The organism is Micromonospora sp. CPCC 205539 (genome assembly GCF_036906815.1).
GTDB lineage: Bacteria > Actinomycetota > Actinomycetes > Mycobacteriales > Micromonosporaceae > Micromonospora.
Genome location: NZ_JBAKHW010000072.1, coordinates 1 through 18090, shown reverse-complemented (window position 1 = coordinate 18090; position 18090 = coordinate 1). Strand labels below are relative to the sequence as shown.

The 18090-nt window shown below is 73.0% G+C and carries 20 protein-coding genes and 2 pseudogenes; 14 read left to right on the top strand and 8 right to left on the bottom strand.

What is annotated here, in order from left to right; translation table 11 throughout:
* Nucleotides 1-97: 97 nt before the first annotated feature.
* On the bottom strand, nucleotides 98-688 hold the full coding sequence (locus V6V47_RS31805) for a TetR family transcriptional regulator (RefSeq protein WP_334632259.1): 591 nt from the start codon (nucleotides 686-688) through the stop codon (nucleotides 98-100).
* Nucleotides 689-806: 118 nt separating this feature from the next.
* Here V6V47_RS31805 and proS point away from each other — a divergent pair, with 118 nt between their 5' ends.
* The 12 genes from proS to V6V47_RS31745 all read left to right on the top strand — a co-directional run bounded on the left by proS (nucleotide 807) and on the right by V6V47_RS31745 (nucleotide 9224).
* Nucleotides 807-2213, top strand: a complete 1407-nt coding sequence (gene proS, locus V6V47_RS31800) for a proline--tRNA ligase (RefSeq protein ID WP_334632258.1) — start codon at nucleotides 807-809, stop codon at nucleotides 2211-2213.
* A gap of 111 nt (nucleotides 2214-2324) precedes the next feature.
* Complete coding sequence (locus V6V47_RS31795) at nucleotides 2325-2972, top strand: DUF402 domain-containing protein (protein ID WP_334632257.1); 648 nt, start codon at nucleotides 2325-2327, stop codon at nucleotides 2970-2972.
* 244 nt (nucleotides 2973-3216) lie between these two features.
* The gene (gene rpsP / locus V6V47_RS31790) at nucleotides 3217-3717 is read left to right on the top strand and encodes a 30S ribosomal protein S16 (protein ID WP_334632256.1); all 501 of its coding nucleotides are present in this window, start codon (nucleotides 3217-3219) and stop codon (nucleotides 3715-3717) included.
* 1 nt (nucleotide 3718) lies between these two features.
* Nucleotides 3719-3952, top strand: a complete 234-nt coding sequence (locus V6V47_RS31785) for an RNA-binding protein (RefSeq protein ID WP_007456543.1) — start codon at nucleotides 3719-3721, stop codon at nucleotides 3950-3952.
* Nucleotides 3952-4569 (top strand): ribosome maturation factor RimM, encoded by a 618-nt coding sequence (rimM, locus tag V6V47_RS31780; RefSeq protein WP_334632255.1) that lies wholly within the window; start codon nucleotides 3952-3954, stop codon nucleotides 4567-4569. The genes V6V47_RS31785 and rimM overlap by 1 nt, the downstream gene beginning before the upstream one ends.
* A gap of 19 nt (nucleotides 4570-4588) precedes the next feature.
* Entirely contained in the window at nucleotides 4589-5362 is a 774-nt protein-coding gene (gene trmD, locus V6V47_RS31775; protein WP_334632254.1) for a tRNA (guanosine(37)-N1)-methyltransferase TrmD, read from the top strand.
* A gap of 143 nt (nucleotides 5363-5505) precedes the next feature.
* On the top strand, nucleotides 5506-5862 hold the full coding sequence (gene rplS, locus V6V47_RS31770) for a 50S ribosomal protein L19 (protein WP_007456548.1): 357 nt from the start codon (nucleotides 5506-5508) through the stop codon (nucleotides 5860-5862).
* A gap of 181 nt (nucleotides 5863-6043) precedes the next feature.
* Nucleotides 6044-6913, top strand: a complete 870-nt coding sequence (gene lepB / locus V6V47_RS31765) for a signal peptidase I (RefSeq protein WP_334632253.1) — start codon at nucleotides 6044-6046, stop codon at nucleotides 6911-6913.
* A 10-nt stretch (nucleotides 6914-6923) separates the two neighbouring features.
* Nucleotides 6924-7559: a signal peptidase I gene (lepB, locus tag V6V47_RS31760; RefSeq protein ID WP_334632252.1), complete on the top strand. Its 636-nt coding sequence runs from the start codon at nucleotides 6924-6926 to the stop codon at nucleotides 7557-7559.
* A gap of 50 nt (nucleotides 7560-7609) precedes the next feature.
* A complete protein-coding gene (locus V6V47_RS31755; protein ID WP_334632251.1) occupies nucleotides 7610-8098 on the top strand; it encodes an NUDIX hydrolase in 489 nt (162 codons plus the stop codon).
* Nucleotides 8092-8904, top strand: coding sequence for a ribonuclease HII (locus V6V47_RS31750; RefSeq protein WP_334632250.1), 813 nt, complete (start codon nucleotides 8092-8094; stop codon nucleotides 8902-8904). The genes V6V47_RS31755 and V6V47_RS31750 overlap by 7 nt, the downstream gene beginning before the upstream one ends.
* A complete protein-coding gene (locus tag V6V47_RS31745) occupies nucleotides 8901-9224 on the top strand; it encodes a DUF2469 domain-containing protein (RefSeq protein WP_007075222.1) in 324 nt (107 codons plus the stop codon). The genes V6V47_RS31750 and V6V47_RS31745 overlap by 4 nt, the downstream gene beginning before the upstream one ends.
* A gap of 86 nt (nucleotides 9225-9310) precedes the next feature.
* Here the strand turns inward: V6V47_RS31745 and V6V47_RS31740 are convergent, their stop codons facing one another.
* Nucleotides 9311-9943: a methyltransferase domain-containing protein gene (locus V6V47_RS31740; RefSeq protein WP_334632249.1), complete on the bottom strand. Its 633-nt coding sequence runs from the start codon at nucleotides 9941-9943 to the stop codon at nucleotides 9311-9313.
* 433 nt (nucleotides 9944-10376) lie between these two features.
* On the opposite strand from V6V47_RS31740, the gene V6V47_RS31735 reads away from it, so the two are divergent.
* Nucleotides 10377-10952 (top strand): murein hydrolase activator EnvC family protein, encoded by a 576-nt coding sequence (locus V6V47_RS31735; protein ID WP_442934334.1) that lies wholly within the window; start codon nucleotides 10377-10379, stop codon nucleotides 10950-10952.
* Here V6V47_RS31735 and V6V47_RS31730 read toward each other — a convergent pair.
* The 6 genes and pseudogenes from V6V47_RS31730 to V6V47_RS31710 all read right to left on the bottom strand — a co-directional run bounded on the left by V6V47_RS31730 (nucleotide 10904) and on the right by V6V47_RS31710 (nucleotide 16520).
* Nucleotides 10904-12085 carry an aminotransferase class V-fold PLP-dependent enzyme gene (locus V6V47_RS31730; RefSeq protein WP_334632248.1) on the bottom strand — a complete coding sequence of 394 codons (1182 nt, stop codon included), beginning with the start codon at nucleotides 12083-12085 and terminating at the stop codon, nucleotides 10904-10906. The genes V6V47_RS31735 and V6V47_RS31730 overlap by 49 nt on opposite strands.
* Nucleotides 12086-12160: 75 nt before the next feature.
* Nucleotides 12161-12661: pseudogene (locus V6V47_RS32790) on the bottom strand (tyrosine-type recombinase/integrase); the annotation flags it as partial.
* Between the two features lie 183 nt (nucleotides 12662-12844).
* A pseudogene (locus V6V47_RS32785) lies at nucleotides 12845-13261 on the bottom strand (site-specific integrase); the annotation flags it as partial.
* Nucleotides 13262-13341: 80 nt separating this feature from the next.
* Nucleotides 13342-14607 carry a DNA-processing protein DprA gene (locus tag V6V47_RS31720; RefSeq protein ID WP_334632246.1) on the bottom strand — a complete coding sequence of 422 codons (1266 nt, stop codon included), beginning with the start codon at nucleotides 14605-14607 and terminating at the stop codon, nucleotides 13342-13344.
* Complete coding sequence (locus V6V47_RS31715; protein WP_334632245.1) at nucleotides 14604-16124, bottom strand: YifB family Mg chelatase-like AAA ATPase; 1521 nt, start codon at nucleotides 16122-16124, stop codon at nucleotides 14604-14606. Before V6V47_RS31715 ends, V6V47_RS31720 begins: the two co-directional genes overlap by 4 nt.
* Nucleotides 16125-16160: 36 nt before the next feature.
* Nucleotides 16161-16520, bottom strand: coding sequence for a YraN family protein (locus V6V47_RS31710; RefSeq protein ID WP_334632244.1), 360 nt, complete (start codon nucleotides 16518-16520; stop codon nucleotides 16161-16163).
* A 248-nt stretch (nucleotides 16521-16768) separates the two neighbouring features.
* Between V6V47_RS31710 and V6V47_RS31705 the strand changes: the two genes are divergently transcribed.
* The gene (locus V6V47_RS31705; RefSeq protein WP_334632260.1) at nucleotides 16769-17908 is read left to right on the top strand and encodes a hypothetical protein; all 1140 of its coding nucleotides are present in this window, start codon (nucleotides 16769-16771) and stop codon (nucleotides 17906-17908) included.
* Nucleotides 17909-18090: the final 182 nt, after the last annotated feature.

Below are 18090 nucleotides of genomic sequence, written 5' to 3'. Positions count from 1 at the left end.
GGGCGACGCGTGCGGGCGCGGCGCGTGCGGGCGCGGCGCGTGCGGGGGCGACGCGTGCGGGCGCGGCGCGTGCGGGGGCGGGGGCGGGGAGGGGGCTTCAGGCGGCGGTGGTGGCGGCGGTCGTGAAGAGGCTCACGGCCAGGTTGGCCAGGGCGGTGGCGGTCTGGTCGATCGGGTCCCGCGGCAGGACGATGTGACTGACCACCAGGCGGACGATCGTGTCGGCGGCGAAGGTCAGCGCGGCAGGATCCGCGCCCGGCAGGTTGGTGCCCGCCCAGTCGATCAGCGCGCCGGAGGCCTCGGTGAGCACCAGCTCGGCCCGGGTCGTCAGGTACGGCAGCAGCTCGTCCGAGCCACCTCGTGCGCTCGTCAGGATCGCTTTGACCAGGGGATTATCCGCCGCGGTGGCGAGGGTGTGCGCGATCGCCGTGTACGCCCCGGCCCGGACGTCGGCGCCGTGCTCGGCCAGGGCCACCTGGACGTCGCCGACGAACCGGTCCACCTCGCGCCGGGCGAGCGCCTCGGCCAGCGCCGCCTTGCTGCCGAACTCGTTGTAGACGGTCTGCCGGCTCACCCCGGCCGCGGTGGCGACCCCGCCCATCCGTACCGCGTCCCAGCCGACGGCGATGGTCCGAGCGCGGGCGGCGTCCACGATCGTGTCCCGCAGCCGCTGCCGTGGTGAGTCCATCGATACACCCATGATGGTCGAAGTCTACGGTCGCCCCACCGGCCCGCCCAGGGGTGCGACAGGCCGCCGCGCCTCCCGGGCGCGGCGGCCACCCGTACGACGCATAGGATGTGCGGTCATGGCACGCGTGCTCACTCCCCGTGCGGAGGATTTCCCCCGCTGGTACCAGGACCTGATCGCCAAGGCGAAGCTGGCCGACAACGGCCCGGTTCGCGGCACCATGGTCATCCGCCCGGCCGGCTACGCCATCTGGGAGCGGATGCAGGCCGAGATGGATGCCCGGATCAAGGCGGCCGGGGCGGAGAACGCGTACTTCCCGCTGTTCATCCCGGAGAGCTACCTCAAGCGCGAGGCCCAGCACGTCGAGGGCTTCTCGCCGGAGCTGGCGGTCGTCACCCACGGTGGCGGCAAGCCGCTCGCCGAGCCGGTGGTGGTGCGTCCCACCAGCGAGACGGTCATCGGCGAGTTCATGGCCAAGTGGATCGACTCGTACCGGGATCTGCCGCTGTTGCTCAACCAGTGGGCCAACGTCGTCCGCTGGGAGCTGCGCCCGCGGATCTTCCTGCGTACCAGCGAGTTCCTCTGGCAGGAGGGGCACACCGCCCACGCCACCCGCGAGGACGCCCGCGCCTACGCCCGGCGGATCCTGCACGAGGCGTACGAGGACCTGATGGTCAACGTGATCGGCATCCCGGTGGTGGTGGGCCTGAAGACGGCGCGTGAGCGGTTCGCGGGTGCGACCGCCACGTACACCTGTGAAGGCATGATGGGCGACGGCAAGGCGCTCCAGTTGGGCACCAGCCACGAGCTGGGCCAGAACTTCGCCAAGGCGTTCGACATCAGCTACTCCTCCAAGGAGGGCGGCCGGGAGCACGCCTGGACCACCTCCTGGGGCACGTCGACCCGGATGCTGGGCGGCCTGATCATGGCGCACGGCGACGACAACGGTCTGCGGGTGCCGCCGAAGCTGGCCCCGATCCAGGCGTACGTCATGATCGTCAAGGACGGCGAGGGCGTCGCCGAGGCGGCGGCCAAGCTGCGCGACGGCCTGCGCGACGCCGGTGTCCGGGTGGCGCTCGACGACCGGACCGACACCGCGTTCGGCCGCCGGGCCGTCGACGCCGAGCTGCGCGGCTATCCGGTACGCGTCGAGGTCGGCCCCCGCGACCTGGCCGCCGGCAACGCGGTGGTGGTGCGGCGGACCGACGGGTCGAAGGCCCCGACGCCGGTCGCCGACGTGGTCGGCGCGGTGCTGGCCGCCCTGGAGACCGACCAGCAGGTGCTGCACGACCAGGCGTTGGCCAACCGCGAGTCGCGCACGGTGGAGGTGGCCACCCTCGCCGAGGCGATCGAGGCCGCCGCGACCGGCTGGGCCCGGGTGCCGTGGTCGGCGGTCGGCGTGGCCGGCGAGGCCGAGGCGAACGGCCAAGGCGTCACGGTGCGCTGCCTGCTGCGCGCGGACGGCTCGGTACCGGACTCCGAGGACGAGCCCGACCTGGTCGCGATCCTCGCCCGCGCCTACTGAGACGCGAGCCCCCTCCCCGTCGATCTAGGGCACATTGCCGTCAGTTGATCTCAGCGAATGACGATATGCCCTAGATCGACGGGGGCAGGTGTGGGTGGAGGGAGGAGCGGCGTGCGTTTTGCGGCGGGCCGTCTGATCATGCACCGGAACGTGCGGCACGGGCGGATCGGTTGGGTTCGCCCGGCCCGCGTGGTCGTCGACGACGACCGGGGCCTGCTGTTGTGGGTCGCGCGGGGCACCCCGGTGGCACACGAGGTCACCGAGGCCGGGTTGGGCATGCGAGCGGTGCCCTTCGCCGACTGGATCACCTCGTCCTACCGGCTGGCCCAGGGTCGCTGGAACGGACCGCCGGTGCTGAAGTTCCTGCCCACCGGCGCGGCCCACTCGGTCTGGTGGTTCCGGGACGCCAGCGGCGGGTTCCAGAACTGGTACGTCAACCTGGAGGAGCACGGCGTCCGCTGGGACGACGGCTCGGTGGCCGGCGTCGACATGATCGACCAGGACCTCGACGTGGTGGTGTATCCGGACCTCAGTTGGCAGTGGAAGGACGAGGAGGAGTTCGTCGAGCGCCTCGCCTTCGGTGACGACTACTGGGTGACCGACGAGAAGGCCGTCCGGGCCGAGGGCGAGCGGGTGATCGCGATCGCCGAGGCGGGCGAGTTCCCGTTCGACGGCACCTGGTGCGACTTCACCCCACCGCAAGAATGGGACGTACCGGACGAACTCCCGCCCGGATGGGACCGTCCGCCGGTGCGCTGAGAGGTGTTCCCGGTCACCGCTCGGGCGACCCGAGGTGCGGTGTCCGGGTCCGATGCGAGACATCAGCGTCGGATCTGGCAGAATGGGTCGCTGGTATCCGGCGCGCGTTCGGCGCCCTCTAACCCGGGCGCGTTGCCAGTCCACCGAGTAGTCTCCGGTCCCAACCCCACGGTGCCGGTCGGCGCTCACCCGTGCACACCGCCCTTACTTGGGCCGGTGAGATCGCAACAGGAGCGAAACAACTGTGGCCGTAAAGATCCGGCTCCTGCGGATGGGTAAGATCCGCAACCCGCAGTACCGCATCGTCATCGCCGACTCGCGCACCAAGCGTGACGGCCGGGCGATCGAGTTCGTCGGGGTTTACCAGCCGAAGGAAGACCCTTCGGTCATCGAGGTCAAGTCGGAGCGGGTTCAGTACTGGCTGTCCGTCGGCGCTCAGCCGAGCGAGGCGGTGCAGCGGCTGCTGGAGCTGACCGGTGACTGGCAGAAGTTCAAGGGCCTGCCGGCCCCGCCGCCGCTGAAGGTCAAGGCCGAGCAGGTCGACCGCAAGGCTGCGTACGAGGCTGAGGCGAAGGCCGCCGCCGGGCTGGCCCCGGAGACCCCGGCCAAGCCGGCCAAGAAGGCCGCCAAGGCCGCTGAGGCGCCGAAGACCGAGGCTCCGAAGGCCGAGGCTCCCGCCGCTGAGGCTCCGGCCGAGGCTCCCGCCGCTGAGGCCCCCGCCGCCGACGCCGGTGAGCAGGCCTGACATGCCTCTGCGTCCGGCGTTGGAGCACCTGGTCAAGGGCATCGTCGACCACCCGGATGACGTCCGGGTGCGACTGGTCGATTCCCGTCGGGGCAAGCGGCTCGAAGTCCGCGTGCACCCCGAGGACCTCGGCACTGTGATTGGGCGGTCCGGCCGGACCGCCAAGGCGCTGCGCCAGGTGATCGGCTCCATCGGCGGGCGCGGAGTACGCGTCGACATCGTCGACTCGTACTGATGCAGCTCGTCGTTGGCAGGATCGGCAAGCCGCACGGCATCCGCGGTGAGGTCACCGTGGAAGTGCGGACCGACGAGCCCGAAGCGCGATTCGCCCCTGGCACAGTGCTGCGCACTGAGCCGGGGGCGACGCCCCCGACTGCATCCCCGCGCACCAGCGGTGTGCTGCGCACTGAGCCGGGGGCGGTTCCGCCGCCCGCACCGGCGGACGGGCAGCCCGGTGTGCCGTTCCGCGTTCCGGCGGAGCTGACCATCGAGGAGTCCCGCTTCCACCAGGGGCGGATGCTGATCGCGTTCGTCGGCGTGTTGGACCGCGACGGCGCCGAGGCGCTGCGTGGCACGCTCCTCGTCGTTGACAGCGCCGACGTGGCGCCGCCGGAGGATCCGGAGGAGTTCCACGACCACCAGCTCGTCGGGCTGGCCGTGGTCACCCCGACCGGTGAGCGGCTCGGCGAGGTGGCCCGGATCGACCACGCGCCCGCGTCCGACCTGCTGGTGCTGCGGCGCCCCGAGGGGCGTACCGCGCTGATCCCGTTCGTCCGGGCGATCGTTCCGGAGGTCGACCTGGCCGGTGGACGTGTCATCGTCGACCCGCCGGCCGGCCTGCTCGATCTCTAGCCCGCTGGAGCACCCCCGCATGCGTGTCGACGTCGTGTCGATCTTCCCGGAGTACTTCGCGCCGCTGGAGCTGTCGTTGATCGGCCGGGCCCGGGCCAACGACGTACTCCAACTGGCCGTGCACGATCTGCGGACCTGGACCCACGACGTGCACCGCACGGTCGACGACACCCCCTACGGCGGTGGGCCGGGGATGGTCATGCGCCCGGAGCCGTGGGGTGAGGCTCTGGACGCGCTCGCGCCCGCCGCCGCCCCGCCGCCCCGGCTGCTGGTGCCCTCGCCGGCCGGTGCCCCGTTCACCCAGGCCATGGCGTACGAGCTGGCCGCCGAGCCACACCTGCTCTTCGCCTGCGGCCGGTACGAGGGGATCGACCAGCGGGTGCTGGAGCACGCCGCCACCCGGATGCCGGTCACCGAGGTCTCACTCGGTGACTACGTGCTCTTCGGCGGCGAGGTGGCGGTGCTGGTGATCCTGGAGGCGGTCACCCGGTTGCTGCCCGGAGTGCTGGGCAACGCCGGCTCGCTGGACGAGGAGTCGCACGCGCACGGGCTGCTGGAGGCGCCGATCTACACCAAGCCGCCGAGCTGGCGTGGGCACGACGTGCCGGACGTGCTCCGCTCCGGCGACCACGGCAAGATCGCCCGCTGGCGGCGCGAGGAGGGCCTGCTGCGGACGGCCGCCCGGCGCCCGGACCTGCTGGCCGAGTTGCCCGCCGATCGGCTCGACAAACGGGACATCGCGGCGCTGGATCGGGCCGGATTTCAGTCGCCGCCGGGGGATGTGGCAAAGTAGGGGGGTTGCCGCATCCGTCCGCGCCCGCGGGCGGCTGCGAGGATCCTCGACCGGGGCCGGTTCGCCGACCACCACCCGGGGATCAGAATCACCCACCCGCGCACCGAGTGACGGTGCGCCGTGAGCCTCACGAGGACGCAGCGATGAACATCCTGGACGCCCTTGACGCCCAGTCGAAGCGGACCGACCTCCCCGACTTCCGTGCCGGTGACACCGTGAAGGTGCACGCTCGGGTCGTCGAGGGCAACCGGTCCCGTGTCCAGATCTTCCAGGGCGTCGTCATCCGCCGCCAGGGTGACGGGCTGCGCGAGACCTTCTCGGTCCGCAAGGTCAGCTTCGGTGTCGGTGTCGAGCGGACCTACCCGCTCAACGGCCCGGGCATCGACCGGATCGAGATCGTGACCCGCGGTGACGTGCGTCGCGCCAAGCTCTACTACCTGCGCGAGCTGCGCGGCAAGAAGGCCAAGATCAAGGAGAAGCGGGAGAAGCAGCCCAGCTGACTTCCCGTTCGCCACGCCGCCCAAGCTGCGCGTATGTCGTACCGACCGGATCGCACTACCCTGGTCGTACGGGCGCAGCGGGGCGGTGGCCCCGCCCACGTGGCGGGCAGTCGTCCACAACCGCCCGTGGAGCCTCGGCGAGGCTCCCGGGCGGTTGTGTTTCTGCGGACCGGGGAGTGGCGTGGTGCAGACGCTTGACGAGGACGGCACCGTCGATCCGTGGCGCCGGCGGCTCCGCCGCGGCCGCCGACAGATGCCCCTCTGGCAGGAGCTTCCGCTGCTACTGGTCGTCGCGTTCTGTCTCGCGGTGCTGATCCGCACCTTCCTGCTGCAGGCGTTCTTCATTCCGTCCAGCTCGATGGAGGACACCCTCCTCATCGGTGACCGGGTGCTCGTCAACAAGGTCGTCTACGACGTCCGCGACCCGGTCCGTGGCGAGGTGGTGGTCTTCCGGGGCACCGACCGCTGGGCGCCGCAGGTCGACGAGCAGCCGGATCCGGGCTTCGCCGGCAAGGTCACCCGGACGGTCGGCGACCTGGTCGGGGTGAGTCGCCCCGGTGAGAAGGACTTCATCAAACGGGTGATCGGCCTCCCCGGTGACCGGGTGAAGTGCTGCGACAGTCAGGGTCGGGTCACCGTCAACGGCACTCCGCTCGACGAGCCGTACGTCGTCCGGGACTCCCCGCTCGATCTGCCGCCCAATCCGGGGGAGTGCCGCTCGAGGCGCTTCGACGAGGTCGTCGTACCGCCGGGTCAGATCTTCGTGATGGGTGACCACCGACTGGTCTCCCAGGACGCGCGCTGCCAGGGGCCGGTGCCGATCGAGAACGTGGTCGGCCGGGCCTTCATGGTGGTCTGGCCGTCCTCCCGGTGGACGTCGCTGTCGGTGCCGGCGACGTTCGACGACGTGCCCGGGCCGGCCGCGACCTCCTCCGGGGCGCCTCCGGTCCGACCGACGCCGCAGGGCGGTGTGCTGCTGCTTCTCCCACTGGCGGCGGCGTTGCGGGGTTCCCGCGCGTTCCGGACGGTGGCGTCCGGTCCGGCAACGTAGGCTCCTTGGCGTGATTGACGAGCAGACCGACAAGCCGCGCAGCTCCTTCTGGAAGGAGCTGCCGATCCTGCTGGGTGTGGCGATCCTGGTTGCGGTGCTGGTCCGCGCCTTCGTGCTGCAGACCTTCTTCATCCCCTCCCCGTCCATGGAAAACACCCTCAAGATCGATGACCGGGTGTTGGTCAACAAACTGGTCTACGACTTCCGGTCCCCGCACCGCGGCGAGGTGGTCGTCTTCAAGGCGCCCATCGAGTGGAGTGGCAACCCCGACGGCGAGGACTTCATCAAGCGGGTGATCGGCGTCGGCGGCGACCACGTGGTCTGCTGCGACACGGAGGAGCGCCTGGTGATCAACGGCAAGTCGCTCAACGAGCCGTACATCTTCTCGGCCGACGGGATCCGCGACAAGCCGGCTGACCAGGAGTTCGACATCACCGTGCCCAAGGGGCGTCTGTGGGTGATGGGCGACCACCGCTCGGCGTCCGGCGACTCGCTGGAGCACTGGCAGCAGTCCGAGCAGAACATCACCGAGGCCACGATTCCCGAGGACGAGGTGATCGGGCGTGCGTTCACCGTCTTCTGGCCGGTCAACCGGGCGACCTGGCTGACCGTGCCGGATGACTTCGACGGCATCCCGAAGCCGTAGGCAGACCGGGGGGCGTGGGCGATCCGCCGCCGGTCTGGCAGGCTGGGGCGGTGACCGTCTACACCCTTCGACGCGCGGCCCGCGTGCTGCTCGTCGACGCGGCCGGCCGGATCCTGCTCTTCCACGGCTTCGACCCCGCCCGCCCCGGGCACCATTACTGGTTCACTCCGGGCGGCGGGCTCGACCGGGCGGAGTCGCCCGCAGCGGGAGCGGCCCGGGAGTTGGCCGAGGAGACCGGGTTGCGGCTCGACCCGGCCGACCTGGGCGAGCCGGTCTGGTCCGAGACGACCGAGTTTCCGTTCGACGGGGTGTGGTATCGCCAGGAGCAGGATTTCTTCCTCCTCCAGGTGCCGTCCTGGCAGGTGGACACCGCGGGCTTCGACGACGTCGAGCGGGGCAGCATCGCCGGTCACCGGTGGTGGTCCCCGGCCGATCTGGCGGCCAGCGGTGAGCGGTACTACCCGGCCGACCTGCCCGCCCTGCTGACCCGGCTCCTGCGCCCGGTGCCCCGGCCCGACCAGGACGAGGCGTCGTGCTGACTCCGCCGCGCACCGTGGTGCGCCGGGAGGCCGGGCTGTACGCGCTGGAACGGGCCCTGCAACGACGCGGCTTCCGACAGGTGGCCGGCGCCGACGAGGCCGGCCGGGGTGCGTGCGCCGGCCCGCTGGTCGCCGCCGCGGCCGTGCTGCCCGAGGGCCGGCGCGGCGAGATCGAGGAGCTCGCCGACTCCAAGCTGCTCACACCGGCCGCCCGCGAGCGGGTGTACGCGGAGGTCGTGGACCGCGCCCTGGCGTACGCCGTGGTGGTCATTCCGGCCGAGGAGGTCGACGCCCGGGGGTTGCACGTGTGCAACCTGGCCGCGATGCGCCGGGCGCTCGCCTCGCTCACCACCCGTCCGGAGTACGTGCTGACCGACGGCTTCGGCGTGGACGGGCTGGGCGTGCCGGGGCTGGCGGTGTGGAAGGGCGATCGGGTGGCCGCGTGCGTGGCGGCGGCCAGTGTGCTCGCCAAGGTCACCCGTGACCGGATCATGGTGGAGCTGGACGGCGTGTACCCGGCGTACGGGTTCGCCGAGCACAAGGGCTACATCACCCCGGAGCACACCGCCGCGTTGCGGGAGCACGGGCCGTGCCGGGAGCACCGGTTCTCGTACGTCAATGTCGCGACCGTCTCCGGCCGCGACGGCCGACCGCCGCGCGCCCGCCGGCCGGTCGGAAACAGCCCGGACGAGCCGATGGAGCGCTCCTGGGCGTCAGGGGGTACCGTCGGCGTGGCGTTGGGCGAGCAGCCTCGGCCTCCGGCGCCGGTGGGGGAAGATGTGGCCATGGAAGGCGGAGTGCGATGAGCGCGGAAGATCTCGAGAAGTACGAGACCGAGATGGAGCTGCAGCTCTACCGGGAGTACCGCGACATTGTCCGCCAATTCTCCTACGTGGTGGAGACGGAACGCCGGTTCTACCTGGCCAACCAGGTCGACCTGCACGTGCGCAACTCCGACGGCGAGGTCTACTTCGAGGTCGAGATGCACGACGCCTGGGTATGGGACATGTACCGTCCTGCCCGCTTCGTGAAGAACGTCCGGGTGATGACCTTCAAGGACGTGAACGTCGAGGAGTTGGAGAAGCCCGACATCTCGCTGCCGGCTGACTCCGGCTTCGGCGGCTGACCGTCCTAGGGCAGCACGGGCCCCCACCCGTGGTGTGACCGTCCAGGGTGGACGGCGCTGCGCTGAGCCCGCGCGGCCGCGCCGGGTCAGCGCGAACGAAACTCGAACATCGTCGATCCGGGCGGCAGCGGCCGGGGCGGACCGAGGTGGCGGTGCACGCCGACACCCACCCGCTCCGCCGGGGTACGCACCGCCACCGGCGCGAACCCCTCCCGCACGAACCATTCGCTGATCGTGGGCACCAGGTCGGGCTCACGGCGGTGTCGCGTCCACAGGACCGTGCCGCCGGTCGCGCAGAGCGCGGCGCAGTGCCCCACGATGGCCTGGACGTCGGCGTCCGACACGTTGCCGAACACCCCGCAGACCAGCACCAGATCGGCCGGGACCAGATCGGCGTACACGTCGGTCAGCGCCGCGTCGCCGACCACGACCTGCACCCGGAGAAGCCCGGCCTCTCGCGCGGCCTCCTCGGCCACCGCCGCGTTCCGTGGGTCCAACTCGACAAGGCGGGCGGTCACGTCGTCACGGCGGGGATGGGTCGCGAGCACCGGGATCAGGTCCCGACCCTGGCCGGCACAGACACTGACCACTCGGAGCGGCCCGGCGGGCGCCTGATCCAGGGCGGCGCTCACCTGTGCCCGCACCTCGACGAGCCGGGCGGCCAGCGGCGAACCGGGCTGGTCGTAGTCGTCGTGCCAGGCGCGCCAGTCGCGGGTCATCGCTCCAGCATAGGCAGCGTCCGGCGGACCTCGACATAACAGATCATCGACCCCTCTGGCCGGCTGTCCACAGCACCGCCGGTTGTCCACAGCTCGGCCGCTCGGGGCGGCGGACGACCGAGCCCGGTTGCAGGCTGCCGGCATGCGACCACCACCGGGCTCGATCCCCCGAACCGTGCTGTTCTGCGCCGCCTTCCCGCTCGCGCTGACCGTCCAGCTCTGCTGCCTGGCGTTGCTGGTTGCGGCGGTGCCCGGCCACCGGCCGGCGTTGGCCCCTGTGCCGGTGTCTGGTGTCCAGCCGGTGGTGGGCCCTGTGCGGGTGTCTGGTGTCCGGCCGGTGTTGGGTGCTGCGCCGGTCTCTGGCTTTCGGCCAGTGTTGGCCGCTGTGTCGGTGTCCGGCTTCCGGCCGGTGTTGGCCGCTCTGTCCGCCGTGATGGTGACGGCTGGCCGTGCCGATGTGGTGGCGGCTGCCCGTGCCGACGCCGGACGCTGGTCGATCGCCGCGCCGGGGCGGCTGCGGTGGCCGCAGGGTTGGCCGTTGGCGGTGTCTGGGCGTTATCGCTGGCCGGTCGACGGGCCGGCTCGCCCGGTGCGCCGGTTCGACCCGCCGCCCCAGCCGTGGCTGGCCGGGCACCGAGGGGTGGACCTGGCTGCCCCGCCCGGCGCGGTGATCCGCAGCGCCGGGCCCGGCACCGTGCTCTTCGCCGGTCTGGTGGCCGGCCGGCCAGTGGTCACCGTGGGCCACGCCGGCGGGCTGCGGACCACTCACGAGCCGGTGCGCCCGGCTGTACGCCCCGGCCAACCGGTCGCCGCCGGTGCGCCCCTGGGCGAGCTGCTGCCCGGTCATCCGGGCTGCCCGACAACGGCCTGCCTGCACTGGGGCCTACGCCGGGGCGCTGAATACCTCGACCCGCTGGCCCTGCTCGGCCTCGGCCCGGTCCGCCTACTCCCGGTCGAGGGTCAACGCTGGGCGAGCAGCGCCGGCAGCCGTACCGCCAGTCGTTCGTAGTCCTCGGCCGAGTTGTAGACCTGGCCGGCGAGCCGCAGCCACCCGCGCCCGTTCCAGCCTATGGCCGCTACCTCGACGCCGAGCCGCTCGCCGATCCGCGTCTGCAGTGCCCGCGCGGCGTCGATGGTGGTCGCCGTGCCGGCCGGTAGCGGAATGAGGCGCATGGCCACCCCCGGCCCGCCGGGGTCGGGCAGCTGAGCCGGGGGCACCCCCAGCGCGTCCCCCACCACCCGCTGGCCGTACGTGGCGAGCGCGGCATTGTGCTCCCGGACCCGGTCGACGCCGAGACTGCGCAGCGTGAACAGGCCCGCCGGGGCGGCCAGCCAGGCGGTGTAGTCGAGGGTGGCCTGCCACTCGACCCGGGCCGGGAAGCCCGCGTCCTGCTCCCAGGAGACCACCAGTGGCTCGATCCGGTCCCGCCACGGCGCAGCGACTGTCAACAGGGCGGTACCTCGGGGGGCGTACCCCCATTTGTGCAGGTTGCCCGCCCAGAAGTCGGCCCCGATGCTGTCCACCGGCGTGGGCAGCATGCCCGGCGCGTGCGCGGCGTCCACCAGGACGGGCACGTCATGTTCGTGAGCCACCCCAACGATGGCGGCGGTTGGGAAGAGCTTGGCGGTGACCGACGTGAGCTGGTCGATGACGAGCAGCCGGGTCCGCCCCGGGCGCAGGCCCTTGCGGACGATCTCTACGACCTGCTCGTCAGTGGCGTTCAGCGGCACCGGCAGGACCCGGCTGACCGCCCCGGTCCGGCGGCACTCCCGCTGGATGGCGAAGCTCACCGCGCCGTACCCGTGGTCGGTGCTGAGCACCTCGTCACCGGGGCGCAGACCGAGCGACTGGAGCACGATGGCGACGCCGGTGGTGGTGTTGCCGATCAGCGCGCTCCCGTCCGGGTCGGCGCCCAGGAACCCGGCGAGGTGTCGGCGGGTGTGCGCGATCCTGTCGACCAGCCCCTGGGTGAAGAAGCGCAGGGGATTGGCCTCCATCTCGTCGCGCAGCCGCTGCTGGGCTCGCTGCACGCCGATCGGCACCGCGCCGAACGCGCCATGGTTGAGGTAGCTGACCGCCGGGTCGAGAGAGAACAGCAGGCGGGCGCCCGGAATCGGCTCGGGGGGCTGCGGGGCACTCACCTCATGATCGTAACCGTCGGTCGGTCGCGCCTGGGCCCGGTCGACCGCCCCGGGGCCCGGTCGGAGCGGTCGAGGTCAGGCGCGCGGGTGGGCTTGGCGGTAGGCGGCGCGCAGCCGCTCCACCGACACGTGCGTGTAGATCTGCGTGCTGGCGAGCGACGAGTGCCCGAGCAACTCCTGCACGGCGCGCAGGTCGGCACCGCCCTCCAGGAGGTGGGTGGCGGCAGAGTGACGCAGCCCGTGCGGGCTGGTCCGGGGAAGGCCGAGCGCCTCGGCGTACCCGCCCACGATCTGTCGCGCCGTGGTCGGGTTGAGCCGCCCCCCCCGGGCACCGAGCAGCAGCGCGTCGCCCGAGCGGGCACCGGCCAGCGCCGGGCGGCCCTGACGAAGCCACTCGTCCAGCGCCCGCTGCGCGGGCACCCCGTACGGAACCGATCGCTCCCGCCCGCCCTTGCCGAACACCCGGATCACCCGGCGCCCGTGGTCGACGTCGCCGACGTCCAACCCGCAGGCCTCGCTGACCCGCACGCCGGTGGCGTAGAGCAGTTCCAGCAACAACCGGTCGCGCAGCGGCACCGCCTCAACGGCCGCCCCAGTTGCCGTGCCGGCTGACTCAGTCGCCGCACCGGCGGAGGTGGGCGGTGCGGCCCCGGCGAGCACCGGCGGTTCGGTCCTGGTGGGAGCGGGCGGTGCCGTCCTGACGTGGACGGGCGGTGCGGTGTCGGCCGGGGTGGTGGTCGGCGGCGGTCGGCTCGGTGCCTCGACCAGGGCAGCGGCCTGGTCGGCGCGCAGAACGGCGGGCAGCTCCCGGTGCGCGCGAGGGCTGGCCAGTGCGGCGCCCACGTCGGCGGGGAGCAGCCCGGCCCGGTGCGCCCACGCGCTGAACGCCCGCGCCGACGCCGCTCGCCGGGCCAGTGACGTACGGGCGGCACCGGTGGTCCGCTGCCGGGCCAGCCAACTGCGCAGCACGGACAGGTCCAGCGTGGCCAGGTCGACGCAGCCCATCCGGACGGCGTGGTCGAGCAGCGAGACCAGGTCGGTGACGTACGCGCGGACGGTGTGCGCTGACCGATTCCGGACCCGGGACAGGTGCTCGGCGAAGTCGTCGACCGCGTCGCGCAGAGCGGGCGGGAGCTCCTGGTGGGTGGCCCGGGTGCCTCGGGCCGCTCGGCTCATCGCCGGTGGGCCGGTCGCGGTGTGGTGCGGGCCGGTCGATCGACCCGCGCACCTCCGCTGACAGCTGGCACGGCACCACCCTACGGCGGAGGTTCGCCCGCCGCCGGCCGCGCCACTCTCGGTGGCGCGGCCGCTGTCGCCGCCGCTGCCGGTGCCGGTGCCGTCGGCGTCTGCCGTGATCTCGACGGGGCGAGTGCGTAGCCGTCGTCGCGGCGAACCACGAGCGACAGCTCCTCCAGGAGGGACAGTTTGCGGAGCGCGATCCGTACGCCGACACCGGCCCGGGCGGCCAGCCCGTCCACGCCGATCGCGCCTCGGCGGGGCAGCGCCTCCAGCAGCGCCTGCGCGTCGTCGTCGAGGTCGTCGGCCGGTCGTTGCGGGCCACGGGGCACCGGGGCCAGGTCGGCACCGATGCGGCCCACCTCCTCGAGCACGTGTGCCACCCCGGTGACCAGCCGGGCCTTGGGGAACTCACGGAGCAGGTCATGCGCGCCGACGGACATCGCCGAGGTCACCGGCCCCGGCACCACCATGGCCACCCGTCCCGTGTAGATGGCCCGCCGGGCGGTCTGCGTCGCACCGCTGCGCGCCGACGCCTCCACCACGACGGTGCCCAGGGTGCCGCCAGCGATGACCCGGTTGCGGATCAGGAATCGGGGACGCAGGGGCTCGGCGCCGGGCAGCCACTCACTGACCAGCAGGCCGGTGTCGGCGATCCGGTCGAAGAGCGCGGTGTTGCCCATCGGGTACGGCCGGTCCACACCACAGGCCAGCACGGCGACGGTTGGCCCGCCAGCGTTCAGAGCACCCCGGTGGGCGGCCGCGTCGATGCCGAAGGCGCCACCGGAGACCACCGTCCAGTCCCGCTCGGCAAGCCCGTACCCCAGCTCGGTGGCGACGTGCTGGCCGTACCCGGTGGCGGCCCGCGCCCCGACCACGGCCACCGAGCGCTCCAACGCCTCGCCCAGCGGCCAGCTCCCGCGTACCCAGAAGCAGAGCGGCGGTGCGGTCTCACCGTCCACCCGTCGGGTGGCGTTCGGAAGCTGGAGTGTGGCCAGGCCCGCGACCCGGGCCGGCCACTCCTCGTCGTCCGGCGTGACCAGCCGGGCACCGAGACGGTCCGCCCGCTCCAGCGCCTCCGCCGCCACGGCCCGGGCGTCGCCGGCAGCCGTCCGGGCGGCCACCGTGCTGTGCAGCCAGCTGTCCGGGCTGCCGCCATCGAGCAGCAGGTCCAGGGTCGCTACCGGGCCCAGTCGGTCGACCAGCCGGTGCACCGCGCGGGTGCCCGGCTCGGCCAGCCAGGTCAGTGCGACCCGGGCCAGTCGGCGTTCGTCGTCGGCGCTCACGTCGCCTCTCCCGTCCGTAGTTGAATCGCCTCCCGGACGTCTTCCCGATCCGGACGGTCCCGGCCGTCCAGGTCGGCGATCGTCCACGCCAACCGGATCACCCGGTCGAAGCCGCGAGCCGACAGCGAGCCGGAGTCGAGCCGTCCGCGCAGCTCGGCGGTGTCTCCGGCGCGTAGCCGCCACGGCGGTCGGCGCAGGTGCAGGCCCTCCACCTCGGCATTGAGCCGCCGACCGAGGCCGGCCCAGCGGCTGGCTGCCGCCTGGCGGGCCGCTGCCACCCGCGCAGCGACCGTGGCCGAGGACTCGGTGTCGCCGTCGGGTGCCAGCAACTCCGCCGCGCGAACCGGCTGTAGCCGCACCTGGACGTCGATCCGGTCGAGCAGTGGCCCGGAGAGCCGGCCCAGGTAGCGGCGCCGGACCAGCGGCGTGCACTCGCATTGCGTGTCGCCGGCCGGTCGGGCGCACGGGCAGGGGTTGGCGGCCAGCACCAGTTGGGTCCGGGCCGGGTATTCGGTGCCGCCCCCGCTGCGGCGCAGTTGGATGCGGCCGTGTTCCAACGGTTGGCGCAGCGCATCCAGTGCGCCCTTACCGAACTCCGGTGCCTCGTCCAGGAAGAGGACCCCGCGATGGGCCAGCGACACCGCGCCGGGCCGCGCCAGCCCGGAGCCGCCGCCGACCAGCGACGGCACCGTCGCGGTGTGATGCGGCGCCTGGAACGGCGGGCGGCGCAGCAGGCGGCCGCCCGGCGGGAGCAGCCCGGCGACCGAATGCAACGCGGTCACCTCCAGAGCCGCGTCGTCGTCCAGCTCGGGCAGGATCGACGGCAGCCGTTCGGCGAGCATCGTCTTGCCGGCACCCGGGGGGCCGAGGAGCGCCAGGTGATGCCCGCCGGCGGCGGCGACCTCCAGCGCGCGTCGGCCCAACTGCTGCCCGGCGACCTCGGTCAGATCGGGGCCGCCGGTGACCGGCACCGGGGTGTCCGTCGGCGGCTCGATCAGCGGGCTGCCGTCCCGGACGAAGGCGACCAGCCGGTGCAGGGTGTCCACCGCCCGCACGCGTACCCCGGGGATGACCGCGGCTTCCGCGGCGTTGCCGGCTGGGACGATCACCCGCCCGACGCCCGCCCGAGCGGCGGCGGCGACCATCGGCAACACCCCGCGCACCGGCCGGACCGTCCCGTCCAGGCCCAGCTCGCCGAGGACCACCACCCCCTCCAGGGGGACCAGCGGCAACTCTCCCGAGCCACCGAGCAGCGCGGCGGCGATCGCCAGATCGAACGCCGAGCCGAACTTCGGCAGCGTCGCCGGCAGCAGGTTCAGTGTGATGCGCCGGTTGGGCCACCGCTGGCCCGAGTTGACCACTGCGGCGCGGACCCTGTCCCGGGCCTCGTGCAGGGCGGTGTCCGGCAGACCGGAGATCACCACCGCGGGCAGGCCCGCCGCCAGGTCGGCCTCCACCTCGACCAGGTGGCCGGTCACCCCGACCAACCCCACGCAGAGCACTTTCGCGTAACTCACGGCGCGTCACCGCCGGCCTCGCCCGGTGCGGCCATCTCAGAACGCGCCCTTGAGATGGTCGACCTGCGCCGGACCGGCGTCGGGCAGCCGCACCGACAGCACGTCGAACCGCACCTCCTCGGCGGTGGTGCCGGTTTCGGAGAGCCAGCGCGCGGCGAGCCCGCGCAGCCGGCGGGCCTTGGCCGGTACGACTGCTTCAGCCGGGGTGCCGAAGCTGTCGCCCCGGCGGGTCTTCACCTCGCAGAAGGCGAGCACCGGCCCGTCCCAGGCGATGATGTCGATCTCCCCGGCCGGGCAGCGCCAGTTCCGGGCGACCGGGCGCAGTCCCGCCCCGATCAGGTGCTGGGTCGCACACCGCTCGCCGTACGCGCCGACCGCCTGGTTCCGCTTCGTCATGGCCCGCACGCTGCCCGCCGAGGCGCTGCCACCGCGACCCCGGCATCCGCCGCCTGTGGACAGTGGCGGTGCTGTGGACAACCGATCGATCAAGCCCGCACTGTGCTAGCTCGTCATGGCACGCGTTGCCCCATGATCACTTGATGCCCGGTGGTGTTCTGGGCCGGCTGGCAACTACTCCGCATCAAGTGATCATGGCCACCCGGTCAGGCGGGTTGAAATGGCGTGGGCGCAGCCGGTCGCATACGGTGCCGGACGTGGATGGACGACGGAGCTTTCCCGAAGATCAGGAGCCGCGCTGGTACCCCGACGAACGGGGTCGCGGCTACGGCGAGTCGGAGTGGCGTGGCGCGGGCGAACCGCGGTACCGGGACGACGAAGTCCAGGTGCCTGAGCAGCGCGGCACCGAGGAGGGTCGCTTCGGCGACGACACCGGCGCTGGCCGGCGCCGGGAGTCGGACCGGTTCGGCGCGACCGGATCCGAAGCGGCGCCATTCGGTACGCCCGAGAGCGACTCCGGCCGCTTCGCGGCGATGCCCGACCGGCTCGGGGAGCCCAACTCGGGCCGCTTCGGAGCGGTGGACACCGGCCGCTTCGGCACACCGGAACCGGACTCCGGCCGCTTCGGCGCGGTGGACGGCCAGGCCGTGCGCTTCGGTACGCCCGAACCCGACTCCGGACGCTTCGGCACGGTCGACCCGCTCAGCGACAACCGGCCGGAAACCGACGGTTACCGGGCGGCCCGCTCGCGGCGGGCGGACCGGGACCCTTCGGAGATCTCCGGTGAACTGCCCGGTCGTCGGGCCGCCCGGGAGTCGACTCCGGTGGGCGACCCGCTGACCGCTGCCCGGGACTCGACCCTTTCGCCCGGCGCCCGCGAGACGCCGCCCGCCGGTGACCCGTCCGCCGGTGTGTTCGCTGATCAGGCGCGCCCCGCTCCGCTCGGCGGGTACCCGATCGTCGATCCGAACCGGAGCGCCGACGCGCCGCACCCGCTGGAGATGCCGACCGGTCCGATGCTGCCGATCGGTCCTCGTGGCGACCTGCCCGCGGCGGAGCCGCCGACGTACCCGCCGGTCGCCGACGGTGTCTACCGCACCCGTCGCCCGGCGCTGGCCGTACTCTTCGCGCTGCTGGTGCTGATCTTCGAGGTCCCGGCGCTGCGGGTGCTGCTGGCCGGGGTGACCAGCGACCCGGTGTCCGCCGGGAACGTGGTCGTCGGGATCGCCCTGGTCGCCGGGCTGCCGATCTTCGCAACCGGGCTGTACGGGCTACGAACCGGCGGGCTGGCGCTCGCCGACGGCGGCCGGGGCTGGCTCCGCCCTCCGACGGCCTACCTGACCGTCGGTCTGGTGCTCTTCGTCGCCGCCGCACTCGCCGCGGGCTGACATGTGGCGAGCGCTGCGGGCTGACTCGTGGCGAGCGCGAAGGGTCCGCGCGCCGGGGACCGCTCGCTGGGGCGCGTCGCTCGCCTGGGGCGCGTCACTCGCCTGCGGTGCCGCGCGCGCCTGCGGTGCCGCGCGCGCCTGCGGTGCCGCGCGCGCCTGCGGTGCCGCGCTCGCCTGGGGGC

Excerpts from the sequence above, each read along its gene's own strand:
- V6V47_RS31710 (WP_334632244.1), bottom strand. The coding sequence starts at position 16,520 with ATGACGAAGCGGAACCAGGCGGTCGGCGCGTACGGCGAGCGGTGTGCG.
- V6V47_RS31735 (WP_442934334.1), top strand. The coding sequence starts at position 10,377 with ATGGTGACGGCTGGCCGTGCCGATGTGGTGGCGGCTGCCCGTGCCGAC.
- rplS (WP_007456548.1), top strand. The coding sequence starts at position 5,506 with ATGAACATCCTGGACGCCCTTGACGCCCAGTCGAAGCGGACCGACCTC.
- V6V47_RS31785 (WP_007456543.1), top strand. The coding sequence starts at position 3,719 with ATGCCTCTGCGTCCGGCGTTGGAGCACCTGGTCAAGGGCATCGTCGAC.
- proS (WP_334632258.1), top strand. The coding sequence starts at position 807 with ATGGCACGCGTGCTCACTCCCCGTGCGGAGGATTTCCCCCGCTGGTAC.
- V6V47_RS31745 (WP_007075222.1), top strand. The coding sequence starts at position 8,901 with ATGAGCGCGGAAGATCTCGAGAAGTACGAGACCGAGATGGAGCTGCAG.
- V6V47_RS31805 (WP_334632259.1), bottom strand. The coding sequence starts at position 688 with ATGGACTCACCACGGCAGCGGCTGCGGGACACGATCGTGGACGCCGCC.
- rimM (WP_334632255.1), top strand. The coding sequence starts at position 3,952 with ATGCAGCTCGTCGTTGGCAGGATCGGCAAGCCGCACGGCATCCGCGGT.
- V6V47_RS31740 (WP_334632249.1), bottom strand. The coding sequence starts at position 9,943 with ATGACCCGCGACTGGCGCGCCTGGCACGACGACTACGACCAGCCCGGT.
- trmD (WP_334632254.1), top strand. The coding sequence starts at position 4,589 with ATGCGTGTCGACGTCGTGTCGATCTTCCCGGAGTACTTCGCGCCGCTG.